At 62.1% G+C, this 19,648-nt stretch carries 17 protein-coding genes; 3 read left to right on the top strand and 14 right to left on the bottom strand.

Going from position 1 to position 19,648, the window contains the following annotated elements:
* Nucleotides 1-2 precede the first annotated feature (2 nt).
* Genes OKW43_RS17145 through OKW43_RS17130 form a run of 4 tightly spaced genes read right to left on the bottom strand, consistent with a single transcriptional unit; the run spans nt 3 to nt 3,550 of the window.
* Nucleotides 3-908, bottom strand: a complete 906-nt coding sequence (locus tag OKW43_RS17145; RefSeq protein ID WP_187637357.1) for a hypothetical protein — start codon at nt 906-908, stop codon at nt 3-5.
* Nucleotides 905-1,495 (bottom strand): histidine phosphatase family protein, encoded by a 591-nt coding sequence (locus OKW43_RS17140; RefSeq protein ID WP_187637356.1) that lies wholly within the window; start codon nt 1,493-1,495, stop codon nt 905-907. Before OKW43_RS17140 ends, OKW43_RS17145 begins: the two co-directional genes overlap by 4 nt.
* A 5-nt stretch (nt 1,496-1,500) precedes the next feature.
* Nucleotides 1,501-2,511 carry a glycosyltransferase gene (locus tag OKW43_RS17135; RefSeq protein ID WP_429448638.1) on the bottom strand — a complete coding sequence of 337 codons (1,011 nt, stop codon included), beginning with the start codon at nt 2,509-2,511 and terminating at the stop codon, nt 1,501-1,503.
* A 49-nt stretch (nt 2,512-2,560) separates the two neighbouring features.
* Nucleotides 2,561-3,550 (bottom strand): glycosyltransferase family 4 protein, encoded by a 990-nt coding sequence (locus OKW43_RS17130; RefSeq protein WP_187637354.1) that lies wholly within the window; start codon nt 3,548-3,550, stop codon nt 2,561-2,563.
* 511 nt (nt 3,551-4,061) lie between these two features.
* On the opposite strand from OKW43_RS17130, the gene OKW43_RS17125 reads away from it, so the two are divergent.
* From OKW43_RS17125 to OKW43_RS17115, 3 genes are all read left to right on the top strand, one after another.
* A complete protein-coding gene (locus OKW43_RS17125) occupies nt 4,062-5,018 on the top strand; it encodes a class I SAM-dependent methyltransferase (protein WP_429448636.1) in 957 nt (318 codons plus the stop codon).
* 43 nt (nt 5,019-5,061) lie between these two features.
* A complete protein-coding gene (locus OKW43_RS17120; RefSeq protein ID WP_429448634.1) occupies nt 5,062-6,135 on the top strand; it encodes a zinc-dependent alcohol dehydrogenase in 1,074 nt (357 codons plus the stop codon).
* Nucleotides 6,136-6,212: 77 nt separating this feature from the next.
* Nucleotides 6,213-7,388, top strand: coding sequence for a methyltransferase domain-containing protein (locus tag OKW43_RS17115; protein WP_429448632.1), 1,176 nt, complete (start codon nt 6,213-6,215; stop codon nt 7,386-7,388).
* A gap of 81 nt (nt 7,389-7,469) precedes the next feature.
* Here OKW43_RS17115 and OKW43_RS17110 read toward each other — a convergent pair whose 3' ends face one another.
* The 10 genes from OKW43_RS17110 to OKW43_RS17065 form a co-directional block, all read right to left on the bottom strand.
* Nucleotides 7,470-8,984: a hypothetical protein gene (locus tag OKW43_RS17110; protein ID WP_429448630.1), complete on the bottom strand. Its 1,515-nt coding sequence runs from the start codon at nt 8,982-8,984 to the stop codon at nt 7,470-7,472.
* Between the two features lie 27 nt (nt 8,985-9,011).
* A complete protein-coding gene (locus OKW43_RS17105) occupies nt 9,012-9,410 on the bottom strand; it encodes a GtrA family protein (RefSeq protein ID WP_429448628.1) in 399 nt (132 codons plus the stop codon).
* Nucleotides 9,411-9,543: 133 nt separating this feature from the next.
* On the bottom strand, nt 9,544-10,284 hold the full coding sequence (locus tag OKW43_RS17100) for an SDR family oxidoreductase (RefSeq protein ID WP_187637349.1): 741 nt from the start codon (nt 10,282-10,284) through the stop codon (nt 9,544-9,546).
* On the bottom strand, nt 10,281-11,597 hold the full coding sequence (locus OKW43_RS17095) for an FAD-binding oxidoreductase (protein WP_187637348.1): 1,317 nt from the start codon (nt 11,595-11,597) through the stop codon (nt 10,281-10,283). The genes OKW43_RS17100 and OKW43_RS17095 overlap by 4 nt, the downstream gene beginning before the upstream one ends.
* A 2-nt stretch (nt 11,598-11,599) precedes the next feature.
* A complete protein-coding gene (locus OKW43_RS17090; protein ID WP_187637347.1) occupies nt 11,600-13,024 on the bottom strand; it encodes a UbiA family prenyltransferase in 1,425 nt (474 codons plus the stop codon).
* 117 nt (nt 13,025-13,141) lie between these two features.
* Nucleotides 13,142-14,275: a glycosyltransferase gene (locus OKW43_RS17085; RefSeq protein WP_429448625.1), complete on the bottom strand. Its 1,134-nt coding sequence runs from the start codon at nt 14,273-14,275 to the stop codon at nt 13,142-13,144.
* On the bottom strand, nt 14,272-15,525 hold the full coding sequence (locus tag OKW43_RS17080) for a glycosyltransferase (RefSeq protein WP_429448623.1): 1,254 nt from the start codon (nt 15,523-15,525) through the stop codon (nt 14,272-14,274). Before OKW43_RS17080 ends, OKW43_RS17085 begins: the two co-directional genes overlap by 4 nt.
* Complete coding sequence (wecB, locus tag OKW43_RS17075) at nt 15,518-16,639, bottom strand: non-hydrolyzing UDP-N-acetylglucosamine 2-epimerase (protein ID WP_187637344.1); 1,122 nt, start codon at nt 16,637-16,639, stop codon at nt 15,518-15,520. The genes OKW43_RS17080 and wecB overlap by 8 nt, the downstream gene beginning before the upstream one ends.
* Complete coding sequence (locus OKW43_RS17070; RefSeq protein WP_429448621.1) at nt 16,636-18,213, bottom strand: polysaccharide deacetylase; 1,578 nt, start codon at nt 18,211-18,213, stop codon at nt 16,636-16,638. The genes wecB and OKW43_RS17070 overlap by 4 nt, the downstream gene beginning before the upstream one ends.
* On the bottom strand, nt 18,210-19,592 hold the full coding sequence (locus OKW43_RS17065; RefSeq protein ID WP_429448619.1) for a phenylacetate--CoA ligase family protein: 1,383 nt from the start codon (nt 19,590-19,592) through the stop codon (nt 18,210-18,212). Before OKW43_RS17065 ends, OKW43_RS17070 begins: the two co-directional genes overlap by 4 nt.
* Between the last annotated feature and the right edge of the window lie 56 nt (nt 19,593-19,648).

Below are 19,648 nucleotides of genomic sequence, written 5' to 3'. Positions count from 1 at the left end.
CCTCACTCGTTCGCAAACGACTTACCGGTCCTGTCGAAGTCGATCGTTTGGCCCGTATGCGGGTGCGGAGTGAACGAGAAATGCGCGCGCACGTACTTCTGCGATAGCGTGCACAGCAAATCCATCAACGCAATCTGCTCGGGTGGAAACACCGGCGCGCGATCCGCCGCGTCGATCGGTTTTTGCATATAGCGCACGATGTCTTTTTCGAAGTCACTGACGCAATAGTCCAGCACCTGGTCGCCTTCGATCGGATAGGCGGCCACCTTCAGCCCGGGATGCAGCGACAGATACGTGCTGAACAGACGCTCGGCCACGAATGGCAGGAACGGTGCGTCGTCCGAGTGGATCGTGGGCTCCAGCACACCGCGCGCAGCTTCAGTGTCGCTCCGCGTTTCGAGGAACGTGGCAATCGGCTCGAGCACCTTGCCGACGTAGTTGTCCCAGAACGATTGGGTACCGACCCAGAAATTGCAGTAGCACAGCGTGTGCGGCGACTGCCGGGGCGCCTCACGCAGATTCCACGCAATGCCGCAGGCGTCGAGCAGTTGCTGGCTGCGTTCGACGAGTCCCGGATGCGCATGCTCGCCCTGCATCCACGCGGTGTACGAGAAATACGCGAGCTGCGGAAAAGGATTGATCATCCAGACGCCGGCGTCGGCATTGGCCTGCACGAACTCCAGAAACCGGCTGCCGTCGATGCGCGCCTTCAGTGCGAATTTCGGCGAAAAAAGGCCGGTGATCTGCTGCTGCCGATGCATGCCCTTGCGGTACATGTCGACGAGAATATAGAACTCGCGCCACGCGGCGTGCGCGTTGTCGCGCAACTCGAGTGGGTGAAAAACCGGTTCGGACAGCACCTGCCCGGGCGCGTAAAGCGGCTCGAAAATCTTGATCGATGCACTCATGACAGCCCTGCGATCTGCAGATAAAAGTTTCCGGTATGCGGGTTGCGCCGGAATAGCGTGACGGATGCGTTCGGCACCAGCACGTTGGGGAAGCGGGACAACGGCACGTTCAGCAGGTATTGCGAGATCACCGAGATCGGTCCCGCGTGGCATACGGCGGCGACCAGGCCGGACTGCTCGGCGTGCCGCAGCACCTCCTCCTCCAGCCAGTTCACCGAACGCGCGGCCAACTCGAGATGCGACTCGCCGCCCTCGTAACGGTCCGATAGATGTTTGCCCCAGTCGGGAAACGCCTCGCGAAAGTCTTCGGCCTTCCAGGTTGCGAACCGCCCCGCATTGGTTTCGCCGAGACGGGCGTCGACGGTCCAGTCGGCCTTGTCCTTGAACAGCACTTCTGTGGTCTGCAACGCGCGCCGCCACGGGCTGGAAAAAACGCGGTCGGGCACGAAACCGTGGCTTTCCATCAGCGTGCGTAGCTTCGCGGCCTGCCGCAGGCCATGTTCGGTCAACTCGTCCTGCTCGGTCGAGTTCAACAGGCCAGCCACGTTGGCGTGCGATTGGCCGTGGCGAATCAGAAGAAGATCCATAGGTGTTAGCTGCTTTGGGGCTTGGGGTCGGGCAAGGCCTTCAGGAACATCGACGAGATGCGTCGCACGCTGAAACGGTCGAACACGTCGGCATAAGCGTTGCGGCGGATCGACTGGCGAAGCCGCGGGTCGCCCAGCATGTCCTCCAGCGCTCGTGCCCAGCTCTCAGCCGTGTTCGACGCAATGTATCCCGTCTCACGATGTCTGACGTTCTCGCGGTAGGTCGGGCAATCGGAGTAAATGCTCGGGATGCCGAGGCTGCCGTAATCCGCGTATTTGATCGGCGACTTGCATGAGTTGAAAAACAGCGTCTCGGGATCCTCTTCGGCGCCGAGCGGCACGATCGCGAACGTGTAGCCTTCGTCGCGAATGGCCTTCTTGTATTCGAGGTTGCCGCGGCTGCCGCGATGCGTGATGCGGTCAATCGTATTGAGTTCCGGAAACGGATCGCCCCAGAAGTCGATCGATACGTTTTCGTGGCGCGCAAGGAAGTTGCGCAAGGTGTCGAAAAACGCCTTGCGGAAGCTCACGAGCTTGATGCCGTCGAGATTCGAGAAGATGATTTTCGGCGGCTGCTTTTCGGTCCACAGTTCCGGCGACAGGTCGAACGCCTGATCGTCGAAACCGTTCGGGATGATCAGCACGTCGTCCGAGCGACGCACCTTGCGCATACGCTCCTGCAACAGCGGGTTCGACGCGGTGGCCGCGCTCGCTTCGCGAATCATCGCGAGCACGTTGTAGAGCACGTCCTCGTTCATTTCGAGCACGCTCCACGACGGCAGATCGAGCAGCCAGTCGTCGAGATCGTAAATCGTATGGAGGCCGAGTTCGTTCGCCATCCGCATGATTTTCAGCGACAGGTTCGACACGTGCTTGTTGAACAGCACGACGTCGAAGCGATGCAGGTGGCTGACGCCGACGTCCGCCTCCGAGATCTGCTCCCACTCGATCAGCTGATGGCGCTGCATGTACGAAAGCAAAGGCGCGAAGCGCGCGCCGATGGTGCGCGAATTCATCCGCCCATCGGTCATGGAGCGCCGCTGAACGACGAGCAGTCGGGGAATTTTAGTAATTTGTGAGGCCGGCATCGATCAGGTGTCTGATTAGGTCTGCTGCTACCGTGCTCGACGAGTGCCGTGCATAGACGCGTTCGTAGTTACTTTCAATCTTTTCATCCCTGTCCGGGTCGGTCAGGGCGGCCTGAATGGCGGGAACGATGTCCGGCGCGCGGGTGGAAGCCGGGTACCAGACATTGTCGTCGAAGTGTTCGCGCTGCCAATCCCCATCAACCATAACGAGCGGCTTTTTCACGAACGCGCCTTCGAGGCACGAGCGCCCGGGCGGATCGAAGCTCGGCTCCGCCACCACCAGCGCGTTGGCGAGCGCGGAGCGCAATAGCGCGCTGCACGGCTGGATGAACGGCAGGAAATGAATGCCGCGACGCGCTTCGCGAACGCACTGCCGGTAATACGCCTCGTCCCTGAATCCGCCGACCATCAGGCCGTTCATGTCGAGCTGGTTCAGCGCGCGGATCAGTTCGAGCTGATTCTTGATCGGCTCGATCAAGCCGAGGCACAACACGTAATCCGACACGTCGCAGACCGTGGGGAGCAAATCCTTATCGGCCGGCAACAGGAACCGGTCGGATATGCCGGAGCCCACCACCACGCATTTGCCCGGATCGACCGTGATGTACGTGTTGAAGTGCGCCAGCTCGGTCGACGACTTGAAGAGCAGCCGCTCGGCACGCTGCACGAGCGCCTCGATGCGGCTGATTTCCGCCGCGTCGGGCGCGCTCAACCACCAGACGTTCGGCCACAGGAACAGCTTCTTGCCTTGATTCACCGTTTCGCGAATGATCGCTTCGCCGTCCGCATGAACGGAGAAGTGCATCACCGCGTCGTAAAAGCGTAGCGGCCGACTGCGAATGCCGTAAATGTCGGCCTGTACGTCCGAATCGTTCAGAAGTTCGGCGACCTGCACGAGTTCCGACTCACCACCACCGCTCGTCATGAACGCGGTACTGTGAGTGGTCAGGAGAATTTTAAAATGCATATTGCGGGCTCCGTCCCGAATCGTCCCGTATCGTGGGTGCTGCTGCCGTCCGCTGGACGGTGCGGAATTCACGCGTTCGCGCCACGCGCGAAACAGGCGCAGACCACTATTGGCAGGGCTTGATTTTACGCCAAATCGTAACGCTAACGACCGCCCCGGGCGACCCGGCGAGCACCCTCTCCACGCTTTCGTCAGCTTACGTGGCTTACGGAAACAGTCGCCGTCCAGCCCTTCCCGCCCTCAATCGCGACCCACACGCGCCCTTCCGCGCGAAGCGAAGGGCACGTACCCTTTGCGCTCGTGGCTGTGTGGATTGCTACGACGAATAATTTGTAAGTAACGGTAAATGCTGGCTCATGTTGAAACAACAGCGCATATTGGGCGTGCAGAATACTCGCGGTACGATAGATTGGCCGGCCGGAAATGCCGGGCCGCCAGCCATTCGGCATATCGTTATCGATTCGCCTTTCTGACATAGCTTTTCGCAAATTATTTCAAGCGGAGAAACAAGATGTCGGCATCGCCCGAGCTTCTCGATTCACTTGCCGCGCAGCATCCCGAGATTGCAGAACTGATCGCTGATCGGGACAAGTATCGCGACGCGCTTCAGGTCAACGTTCCGCACTTTTCGAATCTCGGCGACGTGCCCCCTGGCCACTACTATTCGCCGATCCCGTCGATCCAAGACATCAAACAGGACGAAGCACGCCTGTTCGGCAACGTCTCGCGCACGCTGCCCGGCATCGAGTTCAACGAAGAGGCGCAGGTGCGCCTCGTCGGCGAGTTCGCGGACAAGTACTACGGCGAGATGCCGTTCGAGCCGCACAAGAAGGATGGCCTGCGCTTCTACTTCGAAAACGTGATGTTCTCGTATGGCGATGCGACGTCGCTTTACTGCATGATTCGTCATCTGCGGCCGCGCCGCATCGTCGAGATCGGCTCGGGTTTTTCGTCCGCCGTTTCGCTCGATACCAACGACCTGTTCTTCGACGGCCAGATCCAGTGCACCTTCGTCGAGCCGAACAACGAACGCCTGCTGTCGTTACTGACCGAGAAGGACAAGGTCACCTCGAAGATCGTCAAGTCGCTCGCGCAGGACGTCGACCTGTCGGTATTCGCGGAGCTCGAAGCGAACGACATTCTGTTCGTCGACTCGTCGCACGTGAGCAAGATCGGCAGCGACGTGAACCGCATCGTCTTCGAGATACTGCCGATCCTCGCGCCCGGCGTGCACGTGCACTTTCACGACGTGTTCCTGCCGCTCGAATACCCGCCGCAGTGGATCTACGAGGGCCGCGCATGGAACGAAGCGTATTTGCTGCGTGCCTTCCTTCAGTACAACAGCGCTTTCGAAGTGGTGCTGATGAATACCTTCATGGGACACTTCCACGCCGACCTGATGAACGCGCGGATGCCGCTTTTCATGCGCAATCCCGGTGCGAGCTTCTGGATTCGCAAGACCCGTTAGGCGTCGCAACGCAAAACGTTTGATGTTTTGAGGAGATTCATCGATGACTTCGACGCACGCGCTCGAGCATCGCACCGAAGGCGCGTCCATGCGAGCCGGCTTGCAAGACGGCCTCCGCACGATGAAGGTCGGCCGCATCCCGGTGCCTGAGCTACTACCCGGCACCGTGATCGTCAAGGTGGCGAGCGTCGGCATCTGCGGCAGCGATCTGCACGCCTACCGGAACGTCGACGTCCATCAAAGCTTTCCGAACGGCCACGAACTGAGCGGCACCGTGGTCGAGATCGGCGAGGGCGTGACGAGCGTGCGCGTCGGCCAGCGCGTCACGATCGACATGGTGATGGGCACCGCGTGCGGCAAATGCGAGTACTGCAAGCACGGCACGCCGATTCACTGCCGCGCGCGCGAGTTTCCGTTCGGCGGCGGCTTTGCCGAATACGTGCGCAGCAAAGAGCCGGGCGTGTTCCCGCTGCCCGATGCCGTCGACGATCAGCTCGGCGCCATCGTCGAACCGGTGGCGGTCGGCATCCACGGCTGCCGCAAGATGCCGATTGCGCGAGGCTCGGTCGGCGTCGTGATCGGCGCGGGCACCATCGGCCTCGCGGCACTCGCCGCGGCGCTGGACGCCGGCAGCGATAAAGTCTATGTGGTCGCAAGACACGCGGCTCAGGCGCGCGCCGCGCTGGCGATGGGCGCCACCGCGATCCTGCCGGCCGATCGCGCCGAAGCGCTCGCCATCGTCGAACAGGCAACCGGCGGACTGGGTGCGCACTATGCGATCGAAGCCGTCGGCGGCACGGCCGACACATTCGACTTCGCGTGTCAGTTCGTGCGCCCGCTCGGTCACGTGTGCGTGCTCGGCGCTTTCGATCACGGCTTCAAGAACATTGAAATCATCAAGCCGCACATCAAGGAACTGACGATTCATCTGCCGAACTGTTACGGCTATATCGACGGTCAACACGACTTCGCGCTCGCAATCGATCTGCTGGCGCGCAAGGGCGATACGTTGCGCGCAATGATCACGCACGAACTGAGCCTCGACGATGTTGACGAGGCCTTCCGTCTGGCCAGTGATAAAAGTTCACACTCCATCAAGGTGCAGATGCGAACCTAGTGGTGTGAGCGGTCTCGCGCAATGCGGTGAACATCGGTCATAACTGGAAGCTGTGCCGTCCAATACGAGGAGGCAACATGGCGAAGGAAGACAATGCTCTCAGCATCGATGAAATTCGAGATAAGCGGCGTTGCCGTCTGCTGAAAGGACTGAACGTCAAGGAAAGCGTAGGCGTCGAGATCGGCCCGTTGTGCTGGCCTCTCGTGCGACGCAGCGACGCCGGTGAAATCATCTACGTCGACCATACGGACACGCCGCACCTGCGTCAGAAGTACAAGGACGATCCTCATCTCAACGTCAATGAGATCGTCGATGTCGATGCGGTGTGGGGGCGCAACACGCTGCATGAAGCGATCAGGGGCCGCTATGTCGACTACGTGGTGGCCTCTCATGTCGTCGAGCATGTTCCCGATCTCGTGACGTGGCTCAGAGAACTGGGCGCGGTCCTCAAACCGACCGGCGAAGTGCGTCTCGTCGTTCCCGACCGACGCTACACCTTCGATTATTTCCGTCGCGAAAGCCGGCTGCCCGAAGTACTGGCCAGCTATATCGCGCGTGCGCGGGTACCGCAGCCCTACTCGCTGCTCGATCACTGCCTGTCCGCCGCCGAGGTGTCGACGCAGGAAGCGTGGCAAAGGCGGATCGATCCGCACTCGGTCAGACGGCATCACACATGGCAAGGCGCGCTGCATCTGGCGCGCGACGCATTCGAAAACGGCACGTATCACGACGTTCACTGCTGGGTGTTCACGCCGCGCTCGTTTGCAAAACTGATCGCCGATCTTTGCGAAATGGAGCTGATCGATTTCGCCTGTGAAGACTTCTGCGACACGATGCGCAACGATATTGAGTTTTCCGTCGTGATGAGGCGCTCGCGCGATTCGCAATATATTGCCGAGAGCTGGCGGCGTATGGAGCGGCAGGCCAGCGACGTAACGCCGGCCGTGCCGTTCTGGCGCACGCACCGCAAACTCCGGGAGCTATGCTCCGGGGAGGACGCCGGTAAGAGCCCGCGGCGCGTATGCGGACAGCGTAGCGAGCTGGACCCCGACACAGCGATCAAATTGCCGCCGGATTTCAATGAACAGGAATATCTCGCCGTCAATACGGACGTGGCGGCGGCGGGAGTGGATGCGGGTCAGCATTACCTGCAATATGGGTGGCGGGAGGGACGGGCATTGCGGCGGTCCCCCGAGTCTCACGCTGCCCCCGCTGCGGTTGCCCCTGCTGCGGTTGCCACTGAAACGAGGTAACAATCGCGACAAGGGAATTCCAGAGGACCTAATGGCCGGGTGGACGATCAGGAATCTGAACCGCCCCGTTCGGCGCGAGCTTCAGGTCTGTGGCCCTTTTGCGCATGTTTGAATCTGCTGCTGCGTGCCCGCGGCGTCACTCCGCCGTAGCAGGAGGTAACCAGCAAAATTGAATGCGTCCACGGGCGCATAGGCCTGGCTCGCAAGCAAACAATTCGCGCTTGCCTCGAAACTCCAGAGCGGCTGATGCACGAGAATGTAATCCGGGCTGTACTTCGTGAGCCACGAGTAAAGATCTCTGCGGGCAATATAGTCCGCGTTATAGCGATTAGTCAGACCGAGAATGTCGATGATGTATCGGTCGGAGTACCAGCCGACGGTCCCGATCTCGACACTGGCGACTACCGCATTACCTGGCGTGTTGGCTTTTATCCATTCACCGATATTCTTGTAGGCGTCAATCGGGCCGCGCTGGACATTCGAAATACGAAAACTGTGATAAACGAATCCGCTCGTGACAAGAAAAAACGCAAGGAACAGCGTAAGGAAAACAGAACTCTCCCGGGACCGCTCATACGTGAAGTTGAGCAGCTTCCACGCGCCGACACCAACGAACAACAAGCCGAAGAAAAAGAACGGCGCGTAGTACCAGTGGTAATTTGGAATCTGCATAAACACATAAAACGAGCCCAGCAGCACCAGATAGACCATGGTGAGCCACCCGATCCTTTTGCCGAGACTCGACACCACGCCGACAAGACCGACCGGCAGCATGAACGCGAGCAGCCGGAAATCGCCGCCGAAGAAAGCATTCTTCATGTACTGTACGTGAAGAAAAATCAGTCCTTCGCCCCAGTACCCTGACTTGCCCTGGCCGAGCTTCGCATTACCGGTAGCCGGAAGAAACGCGCCGTAGTAGTAGTAGTTAAATATGAAATTGGCCGCGAGCAAAATGACTGGCGCGACCAAATACTTAACATGAGGCAGCTTTCTGTTCCTGATAAAGTAATCGACGACCACGACGAGGCCAACGAACACACCTTCACTGCGCGTAATGAACAGCAGGCCCAGCACAACGCCAAGGCCGAAAAATTGCTCTCTGCGATAGAGCAGCAACGCGAGCGCGGAAAGGAACAGAAACAGCGAAGTCTCCATCCCGAAGGTGTAGTAAAAATAATTGAAGGAAACAACGATCAGCGCGCACAGCGTCTGTTCGTATTTCCCGCTCGCCAGCAGATGCGCTCCCGTGATTGCAGCCGCGCACAGAAAGACGAACGACAGGAAGATCGCCGTATATTGCAGATTCCCCGACACAGCGTTGGCGACGATCAGCATGTAGGAATACAACGGCGACGTCAGCCCGTTGAAGCGATCGCCGGCATTGTAGGTCAGGCCATTTCCGTCAAACAGATTGCGCAGATATCGCAGGTAGATCAGCGAATCATCGAGCTGATAGTTGCGCGTTTTCCATGCGAGACAGCCACTCACGGCAATCGTGATCACCAATAGAAGCGCATTCTCCGCAAGGTACCGCCTCAATCGTTGCATGTTCATTGGCCAATAAGTTCTGGTTGCGCTCGTCCAGCAGCGACGCAACTTCTAAAAATCGACGCATTGCCCGAATCAGGCAAAAACGAACTTCTTGTCGAGCCGATATTTGACGATGTAACCAATCACGAGTCCAATCACGCCGCCCGTAAAGCGGGCAGGCTCGGAGTGATAGATCGCGTCCGCGCCGAACTCGAAGCCCCAGAAAATCGCGGTAGTTGCGAGCCCCATCACCGTATACAGCAGAAAACTCTGTATGCCGTGCGACAGATCGCGATGGCGGTATCGGAAGATCCAGCGCTTGTCGAGTACGAACTTCACCACCAGCCCACCACCCGTTCCGACGACCACGGACAGCGGCACGCTGAACGCTCCCGAATAGGTCATCAGCGAGAGCTTCTGAAGACCGATATTCGCGGCGATCGAAATCGCCGCGAATATCGCGTAGAAAATCACGAGGCGCGACGCGCTCATGGAAGTTGCCGAGGAGTTCACGAAAGGCACACCAAATCAGAAAGGTCAGACAAACGTTCGCCGCACCATGCGCTCGCTGCGCGGCGACGGTTGCCGTGGAGCACGGCAGACCGGTCGCGATGCATGCAATGCATTACAACGAGAGCCGCTTGAACACGCGGCCAGGAATGGAGCGAATGATCAGCATGATGCCCCACCAGAACCAGGGGGTATAAATGACATCCCTGCCCTTTTCCACCGCGCGCACGATATCGCCTGCGACCTTATCCGCCGTGGCAACAAGCGGTCCCGGCAAAGGGAGTCCCGCTGTCATTGGCGTAGCGACAAAGCCAGGCTTGATCGTCACCACGTGCCCGCCCGCTTTGAACAGGCGCGCCCGTAGGCCCTCGCAAAACGCGGAGAGCGCTGCTTTCGCGCTGCCGTACAGATAGTTCGACTGCCGACCGCGATCGCCGGCCACCGACGAAATGACCGCAATCGTGCCGCGCCGTTGCTGCTCGATCACATTCGCAAAACGCGTCAGCAACGCGATAATCGAGACCGCATTGGTGTTGAACTCTCGGACTGCGACGTTGGCATCGTTCTGGCAATCCTGCTGATCAGGCAGCGTGCCGGGAGCCACCAGCACGATGTCGAGCGCGCCGAACTCGGCCGAGCAGCGCTGCATCATGGCGGCGTGTTCACCAAGCTGATCGATGTCCAATTGCTGGCACAGCACGTCTTGCGCGCCACGTGCCTTGAGGTCGTCAGCAACCTGCTGGAGGCGCTCCATGTTGCGCGCGACGAGAAAGAACCGCGCGCCCTGTTTTGCCCATTGCCGTGCACAGGCAATGGCGATCGCCGAAGTGGCGCCAACGATAACGATGTTTTTCATACTCGAGTGGTTCGTTCCCAAAAGCGTGACAGCAAGGCCGGATCACGCAGCGCTTCGACCTGCTCCCACTGCGGATAGGCAGCGCGAAAATCTTCGCCCGACATATGCGCGTCCTTGGCGGGATACAAACGGCCGCCGCTCTCGCGCACGATCGCATCCAGCCGGTCGAAGAGCTTGCGATTCGATTCCTCGCGCTGCGGGAAGTCAAGCGCGAGCGATGTGCCTTCGAGCGGAAAAGACAGCAAGCCCGGCGATTTGATGTCGCCGCAGCGCTTCAGCACGGCAAGGATCGATCCCGTGCCGCTGCGGGCAATCGCGTCGAGAATGGCCCGCGTCGCATCACGCGCAACGGGCGCCGGTATCACGCATTGATACTGCTGAAAGCCCGAGCGGCCGTAGATACGGTTCCATTCGAGCAGGCTGTCGAGCGGATAGAAGTACGAGTCGTAACTGACCGTCGAACGGACCTCGTCCGCGCGTTGCCGCCTATAGTACAACTCGTTGAAGGCGCGCAGGGTCAGCCGGTTGAAAACGGGGATCGGCGACGTGAACGGCACCGTACGCGTCTTGCGGCGCCCGACCTTGAGCCCCCCATCGGAAGCGTGATCGCCGACCATGAAGATGCCTCTGCCCAACGCGGCATCGCGGCTCTGACAGTCCACCCAGGCCACGCTGTACTCATGCAGGTCGTCTAGTCGTTCGGACAGCACGAAGAACTCGTCGAGGTTGGCAAAACGGATGCTGGTCACGTCGAGCATGCTCGACTTGATCGGTATCAACTGGATTTCAGCCCACGTGATCAGCCCTGTCATGCCAAGGCCGCCAATCGTTGCGGCGAAGAACTCCGGGTGCGATTCCGGCGTACATTCGAACTGCGTACCGTCGCTTCGCAGTAGGGAGAAACGCCGCACGTGTCGGCCAAAAGTGCCGCGTACATGATGATTCTTGCCGTGCACGTCGTTGGCAATTGCGCCGCCCAACGTCGCGTACTTCGTCCCCGGCGTGACGGGCAACATCCATCCACGTGGAATCGCCACGTCAAGAATCTGCTCGAGCGTCATGCCTGGTTCGGCACGCAATACGCCGTTTTGCCAGTCAGCCAGAATCATCCGGTCCAGCGGCAGCATGTGGACCACGTGTCCTGACGACGCAAGGCAACTGTCGCCGTAACTGCGCCCATTGCCAAAGGCAAGGGTCGTGCGCTCCGCGCTGCCGACACTTCGCCATACCGCCGCGGCCGTATCACGCCATGCGATCGGATGGGCATCTTGCAGCGCATACGGATAGCGCCCCCAGGACTGAACTTTGGACATGGCTAGGTCGCCATCCAGAACACGGCGCCGCATAGTGCCATGATCAGCCAGCTGCTCCGATCTTTGGCCGCGAATACGATCGGGTCGTCATGCATGGAGCCGCGATGCGCGATGATCCATGTGCGGCTCACCCAATAAAGCAGCAGAGGACAGGCCAGCCAGATGTACTGCGGATGCCGATAGAGGCTCGTGGTATTGCCATCCTGGATATAAAGCGCGAGAACCAGCACGGAAAGATAGCCCGAGGCCGCGCCGAGCGACGAAATCAACGGCAGATCGCTCGCCACATAGCCGCGGCCGCGTGACTTGGCGAGGCCGCGCTCCTTCAACGCGTGCAGTTCCGCATACCGCTTGACGAGCGCAAGGCTGAGAAAAATGAACATCGAAAACGCCAGCAGCCAGAAGGTGAGCCGCGCGTCGATCGCTGCGCTTCCGGCGATGATCCGGGTCGTATAGAGCAAGGCCAGCACGACCACGTCCATCATGACTCGCCGCTTCAGATGGAAAGAATAGGCCAGCGTGAGTACGTAATAGCCGAGCAAAACCAGGGCGAATTTATGAGGCAGACAGAGCCACGCGATCGCACCACCCGCGACCAGCAGAACCGGAAAGAGCGCCGCGCCCCAAACCAGCGGCAACGCGCCCGAAGCAAGCGGGCGTTTGCGCTTGGTCGGATGATGCCGGTCGTCCTCGAGATCGAGCAGGTCGTTCAACAGGTAGACGCTCGATGCACAGATACCAAAGGCAAAAAAAGCGAGCAGCGCGGAAATGACCAGCGCGGCGTCCGACAGTTGATGCGCCGCGAGCAGCGGCACGAAGATCAGCAGATTTTTCAGCCACTGATGCAGTCGCAACGACTTTGCCCACGTCTTCGGCCACGCGGACCGTTGGCCGATGACGCGCTCGACGTTGCCCTGCTTGCGCGCCGCGCGCTCTACGCCGCTGGACGGATTGATGACATAGGCACGCTCAGCGGCGGCCCAGACCGCGACATCGTCGTGCGAATTGCCTGCATAGTCGAAGCCTTGCTCGCCGAACTCCGCCACGAGCCTGTCGCGCTTACGATGCGCGGACAGATTGATATCGCTATGCGTGGCGAACGTTTTGTCGAAGAGCCCAAGATGATCGGCAATCGCATTCGCGTAGCGTTCATGGCTAGCAGTCGCGAGCACGAGCGAACGCCCGGCGGCCCGCTCCTCCTTCAGCCACTCGATGACCGTGGCGTCGTACGGCAGGACGGTGACGTCGATATCGGTCGCTTCGGCCAACCGGGCTTTGAGTCCGGCTTTGCCCTCGCGCAGGAACCAGAGAAACGGCTCGTAGAACCGATGCGGTGCAGATCTGGTGAAAGCAAACCCGCATTCAATCAGGACGTCCGAGCGAATGAGTGTTCCATCAAGGTCGACAACGAGGGGTTTGCTACTCATTCAGTGAGCCGCCGCAAGGCAGAAAAGAGTGTGGAAGGCAGTGTGCCCGTCTAATTTGCGCAGATATTACCGATTTCTCGCGACTGTATGGCCGAAATGGACCGAGGAAATAACGACTCACGAACACAATACCTGTTCATACAGCGATTTATATGCGCTTCCCAACGCCGGCCCCGAAAACAACCGCTCATACCGTTCCCGCGCCGCCGCCCCCATACCGCGCGCGAGCGCTTCATCGAGCGCCAGCCGGTTGATCGCGGCGACCAGCGGCTCCGGCGCCTCGGGCGGCACGACAAACCCCGTCACCCCATCCTCGTTCACGAACGACGTCCCGGACCCCACCTCGCAGCACACCATCGGCTTGCCGAACATCGCTGCTTCGACCAGCACCATCCCGAACGCTTCGGAGCGCAAATGCGAGGGCAGCACCATCGCGCGACAGCCCTTGAGCAGCGCGACCTTTTCGTCATGCGTGACCTGCCCGGCAAACACGACGTTGCTCGCGCCATGCTCCCGCGCCAACGCGGCGAGCCGCTCGCGCTCCGGTCCCGAGCCCGCGATGACGATTTTCGCCCGCACATGCCGGGCTGCCTCGACGAGCGTGTGCAGCCCCTTGTAGTAGCGCAACACGCCGAGCGCCAGAAAATAAGGCTCGCCTGGCGCCAGACCGAGCCGGCTCTCGAGCTTGCGCTGCGCGTCGAGCGGCTGCGGCTCGTCGCGATAGTCGATGATGCCCAGCGGAATCGTCTTCAGCCGCTCCTTCGACACGCAGGCGGCGAGCGCCTCGCTGGTCCGCGCATAGGCCGGCGACGTCGCGACCACGGCGGACATGCTGCGCAGCGTGCGCCGCATCAGTGGTCCATAGACGGCGCCGAGCAGCTTCTGCCGCACGATGTCGGAGTGATACGTCATTACCGTCGGCTTGTTCGTGCGTCCGAGCAGATGCAATACATCGGCGAACGGCCACGGAAAATGGAAGTGCACGACGTCGGCCCAGTCGGCCATCTCGCGATACTTCATCACCGCGCACGGACCGCCGAGATCGCACGATGCCGGCGCCGCCCATGATTTCTCGCGCACCACCTGCCCTTCGGGACGTTCGACGACGGTCGGCGTCGGGCTCGGCGACAGGGTAAGGATGCGCGGTTCGACGCCGCGCTCGCGCGTCGATAGCGCAATCTGGCGGATCGCTTCCTGCAGGCCGCCAGGCGGGTCGGGAAAGTACGTGCGGTACACATGAACGACCCTCACGTGCGCACCTCCGCGCCGTGTTGCTGCGCGCTACTGCCGTCCGCCTGGCGGGAGTGGAACGTGATCGCCAGCATCTTGTCGAGCCGTGCCTCCCACGTATTTTCGCCAACCGCCGCGCGCGCTTCTTCCGCGCTCAGCTTGCCGCGTGCCAGCTGCCTTTCGATCGCCGTGATGAACGTGTCGGCATCGCCGCCCACTTCGAGCCCGGCGCGCGGCTCTTTCGCGAAATCGAGCGGCGTCGATACGACCGGCAGACCGGCCGCGAGATATTCGTAGAACTTCATCGGAAACATCGAGTGCGTGTACTCGTTGATCAACGTCGGCAGCACGCCGACCCGCATGCCGCGCAGATACTGCGGCAGCACGCGATACGGCCGGTAGCCGAGCAGATGCACATTCGGCAGACGCTTGAGCTCCGCGAGCAGGTCGCTGCGCTGTCCTTCGCGCTCCTCGCCGATGATCACCCATTGCCACTGCGGCCGCGCCTGCGCTGTTTGCAGCAGCAGCGGCAGGTCGACCTTGAAGTCCGACAGCACGCCGTGATAGACGAGCCGCGGCTCGTGGATCGCGGCGAGCTCGGCGGGCAACGGGCCGTCCGCGCGCGCTGCGCCGAAGTGCGCTTCATCGACGACGTTGCCGAAGAAATGCGTATTGGGATTGAACGGCAGGCACACGTCCTTCAGCGATTGCGCGGTCGTAAACACCGCCTCGCAGCGGCCGAGCAGGTCGCGTTGCGCGTTGCGGAACGCATCGACGTCGACGCCCGGAATCGCCGCGATATCGTCCACGCAGTGGTAGACGAGCGGCCCGCGCGGCAGCGTCGCGATCGCATCGAGCATGTACGGGTGGTACGTCCACACGACCGGCTTGTCGTAGCGATGCGACCTCGCGAAGCGGTTCACCGAAAAGCGCAGCATCGCCTGGTTCAGCGAGCGCACGAACGGCAGATGATGCCCCGCCGGCACCATCAGCGGCGACAGCACCCAGATGTTGTCGGCGCGGCGCGGCGGCCCGAGCACGAGCGACTGCACGCCGCGCCACAGGCGCCGCCACAGTCGCGACCAGTCGCGGCCGCTGGCCACTTTCGGCGAGCGGAATCCGACGCTTTCCACATACAGAATCCGCCAGCCGCGCGCGGCGAGGATGCTCGCCGTGTGCTGCTTGTTGGTCCAGTACGGCTCGTCCCAGTCGGCGGTCGAAAAGAGCACGCAGTCTTGCGGGGCAAGCACGGGGTTCACGCCGTCAACCAACGAACACCTCGACCGGTCGGCCGCGCAAGCTGTCGACGATGCGCCGCGACGCCAGCCCGTCGCCATACGGATTGGCGCGATCGCGCAGCGCGGCGCGCCGCGCGGGATCGTCGAGCCAGCCGATCACCGCGCTTTCGATGCTCGCGGCGCTCTGGCCCGCGAGCGTCGCGAAGCCGGCGTCGACGCCTTCGCGACGCTCGGTGTGGTTGCGCATCACGACGACTGGCACGCCGAAGGTCGGCGCTTCTTCCTGGATGCCGCCCGAATCGCTGACCACGACGGCGCTGCCGCTGATCAGATAAAGGCTCGTCGGATAGTCGACCGGCTCGATCAGCGCGAGGTTCGGGATGCCATCGAGCTCGCGATGCACGGGCTCGCGGACGGCCGGGTTCAGGTGCACAGGGAACACCCAGCGGTAGTCGCTATAGCGCTGACATAGATCGCGCAGCACGCGGCAAATGTCCTGCAGCACGTCGCCGAAATTCTCGCGGCGATGGCACGTGACCAGCACGTGCTGCTGCTGCGCGCCGTGCCATGCGGGCAGCGGACTCGCCGCAGGCGTGACGTTCCAGCTCGCGCGCACTTCGCCGATCGCATCGACGACCGTGTTGCCGGTTACGACGATCTTCTCCGCCGCGACCCCTTCAGCAAGCAGGCTGTCACGCGCGCGCGAGGTCGGCGCGAAATGCAGCGTCGCGATGCGACCGAGCAGGCTGCGGTTCGCTTCCTCGGGAAACGGACTCGTGAGATCGCCGGTGCGCAGCCCCGCCTCGACGTGACCGACGCGAATGCCGCGTTGGAACGCCGCGAAGCCCGCGCAGAACGCGGTCGTCGTGTCGCCCTGCACGATCACCCAGTCTGGACGCGTTTCGTCGAGCGCGCGGTCGAGCGCGGCGATCAGGCGCGACGCGAGCGCATTCAGCGATTGGCCAGGGTGCATCGTTTCGAGCGTGATGTCCGGTTCGATGCCGAAGAATTCGAGCGCCTGCGCAGCCATGTCCTTGTGCTGTCCGCTCGCGCAGACGATCGTGTCGAACTCGCTGCGCAGCGCTCGCACGAGCGGTGCGAGCTTGATCACCTCGGGCCGCGTGCCCATCACCACCATGACTTTCATTGCAGTGCTTTCCCCGCCTCGACCTTGGTATGAGCGCCCCGGAACTCGACGCCGAGCGCGAGCGGCGTCGTGTCGGCATATGGCGTGACGACGCTGAATGCGCCGTCGTGTTCGACGATCCGCGCGAACGACCGGAAGCGCAGGAAATCGAGCGCGGCTTCCTCGTGCAGGAACAGCGGCCGTTGCGCCTTGCCGCGCATGTAGGCGATGAACCGTTCGTGCGCGTCGATGCGCGCCGCCTCGCCGGACCAGCCGTACGCGTAGCGCTCGGAGAACGGATGGTCGAGATAGCCGAACAGCGTGTTGGTCGCGTACGCGGTGTCGAAGGCCTGCTTGAAGATCGCGAGCGGGTCGCCCTCTTTCAGCATGCAGTCGCCGTGCAGCATGCACTGCTGACTATGGCCGACGAAACCCGCCGGCAGTCCCGCCAACGCGCCGCCGCGCGCACTCAGAAACTCGGGATCGTTGCGGATGATGCCGCCGATGCAGCCCGCGTAGCCCGCGTCGATCAGGCCGAGCATCGCGTACGGCGGCGACTGGTGAAACGGCGACACCGCGTAGCGCACCGGCACGCCGGTCGCGTGTTCGAGCAGTTCGGCCGATTGCGCGCCTTCCGCGAGCGCGGTGTCGTAGCTGCCGCCCCAGTTCGGCGAGTGCGTCGCCGTGTGCGACAGCACCGCGCCCTGCTGCCGGTCGGCGAGCAGCTCGCGCAGGATGTCGTGCTGGCCGCCGCGCTGCAGGTTGTGCGTATGCACCGCGAGCGTGAACGGCACGCCGAGCCGCTGATACGCGTGCCATAGCGGACGCGCCGATTCGACGTCCTCGTCGCAATCGAGCCGCGACGTGATCGCCGCGTCGTAGCCCCACGGCAGTTCGCTCAGCACCGGCTGACACGGCAGCGCATCGCCCCGGTAGCCGCACAGGAACTGCTCGACGAGGCGCCATTCGAACGAATCGCACGGGCCGACCGGCCGGTTGAACCACAGCACGCCCGATGCGCCGGCATCCCACAGCGCCGCGTACGCGAACTGCCGATCGCCGTTCACGACGACCGAGGCCAGTTCCGCTTCGGCAGGTACGTCGGGCGCTTCCGAGAGCGCCCAAATCGAGCCGTCGGCGCGAATCGCGCCGTAGCCGAGGTTGTTCCATTCGTCGGTGAAATCGAAGCGCTCGAACGGGCGATGCCATGCCGCGCCGCCGAGCGTCTGCGCGAGCGCGCCGTAGCGCACCGCCGCCGCGCTTTCGCGCGACTCGCCGGAAGGCGCCGATGCGCTGCGGCTCGCCGCTGCAAGTTCGGGCGGCAAGGCCGCGGGCCGATAACGCAGATAGTCCGCGAGCGCGATCGGCATATGGCCGAACACGATCAGCTTGCGCGGCCGTGCATTCACGAACGCGATCAGGTCGGCGCTCCACGCGTCGGGCGCGTCGACGGCGACCACGACGTCGGGCGCGATCTCGTGCAGCATATTGCGCGTGATCGCCTGCGCCTGGGTCGCGCTGACCGAGCGCCGCAGCGCCGCCAGCACGTATTGGCCGGCGTCGGCTCGGGCGTCGGGAAACGCGACGCCGATCATGCGCTCACCACGTGACGGAATTTGGCGCGACTGCCCACGCGTACGAAATCGTCGTGACCGACGTAGGTGATCGTGAACGCGTCCTGCCAGAAGTGGCGCAGCTTCGCGGTCGTGTCCTCCGCGTTCGCGTGCGGTTCGAGCACGATGCGCAGCGTGGGCGGCGCGGTGCGCAGATCGATCTGAAATTCCTGGATGCCTCCGACGCGGTGATCGAGCATGTCCTGGATGTGGTGCGTCGGATGCGCGACGCCGTTGATCGGCACGACGTCGTGAATCCGGCCGACCACGTCGGTCAGGAAGAAGCCCTTGTCCGTCTCCTGCACGCGCGCTAGGTCGCCGGTCGTGTAGCGGATCAACGGCATCAGCCGGTTGCGGAAACCGGTGAACACGAGCTCATGCGCGCCGTCGGGGTTGTCGGGCGCGACGCGGCTTTCCGGCCAGCCTTCCGATTCGAGGATCTGGAAGCCGCCTTCGTGACCGTCGAGCTCATAGGCCATCACACCGAGCTCGGCGAGACCGTAGCGGTCGATCACGCGGCAGCGCAACGCCTTCGCGATCATCTCGCGCGCATGCGGCTCGAGCAGCTCGCCGCTCGACTCGAACACCTGGAACGCGTTGCCGCCGCCGTACTTGCGCTCGACGTAGCAGGCGAGCGCGTACATCGTCGATGGATGCGAGTGCGCGAGGTACGGACGGCGACGCTTCAGCGTGCGCCACATTTCCTCGAGACCCTGATCGTCGATGCGGTCGAAGAAGACATTGCTGCGATTCATCGCGAAGCATTTGAAGTCTTCGCGCGATGGCCACTCGGGCACGGCCTGATCCGGGAAACGGCATGCGAAGTGCAACTCCGAGCGATGGCGCAGCTTGCCGATCCGCTCGCGGCAATAGTTGGTGACCGCCGACGAATAATCGGCGCCTTGCTGGTCGTAGTAGATCGTCGTCGAAAGGCCGGTCGAGCCGCCGGTCTTGCAGGCGTGGTGCTTGCCCGCCACGAGCGGCCCCGACAACAGACGCGGCCCCTGCTCGCGGATGATGTCCTTGGTCAGATACGGCAGTTCTTGCAGGTAGCGCGGGTCGTCCTTGACCCTGGCGGGATCGAACTGCTTCGCCTGGAACAGATCGCGATAGTAAGGCACCTTCGCGCCGGCGAATTCGAGCGTGGCGACCAGCCGTTCGAGCGCAATGCCGCGGCGATGCGGCACCGGCAGCGCATAGTGCTCGCGCAGTTCGCGGATTTTCGGGCGTACGTTGCGTTTTTCGGCGTTCTCCGCAATCGGATACGCGATATAGCCGCCGGCGAAACCCTTCAGCGTGCGAAACGGCTGACGCACGAGCAGGCATTCGGAGTAGCGCAGAAATGGGTGATTAGCTCGCATCGAATTCGAACCTTGTTACGCCTCGGGGCCTGCCCCGAGGGTGTTGCTGAACTGCG

The organism is Paraburkholderia sp. WC7.3g, assembly GCF_050436345.1.
Lineage (GTDB): Bacteria > Pseudomonadota > Gammaproteobacteria > Burkholderiales > Burkholderiaceae > Paraburkholderia > Paraburkholderia podalyriae.
This window is presented reverse-complemented; position numbering and strand designations above follow the sequence as displayed.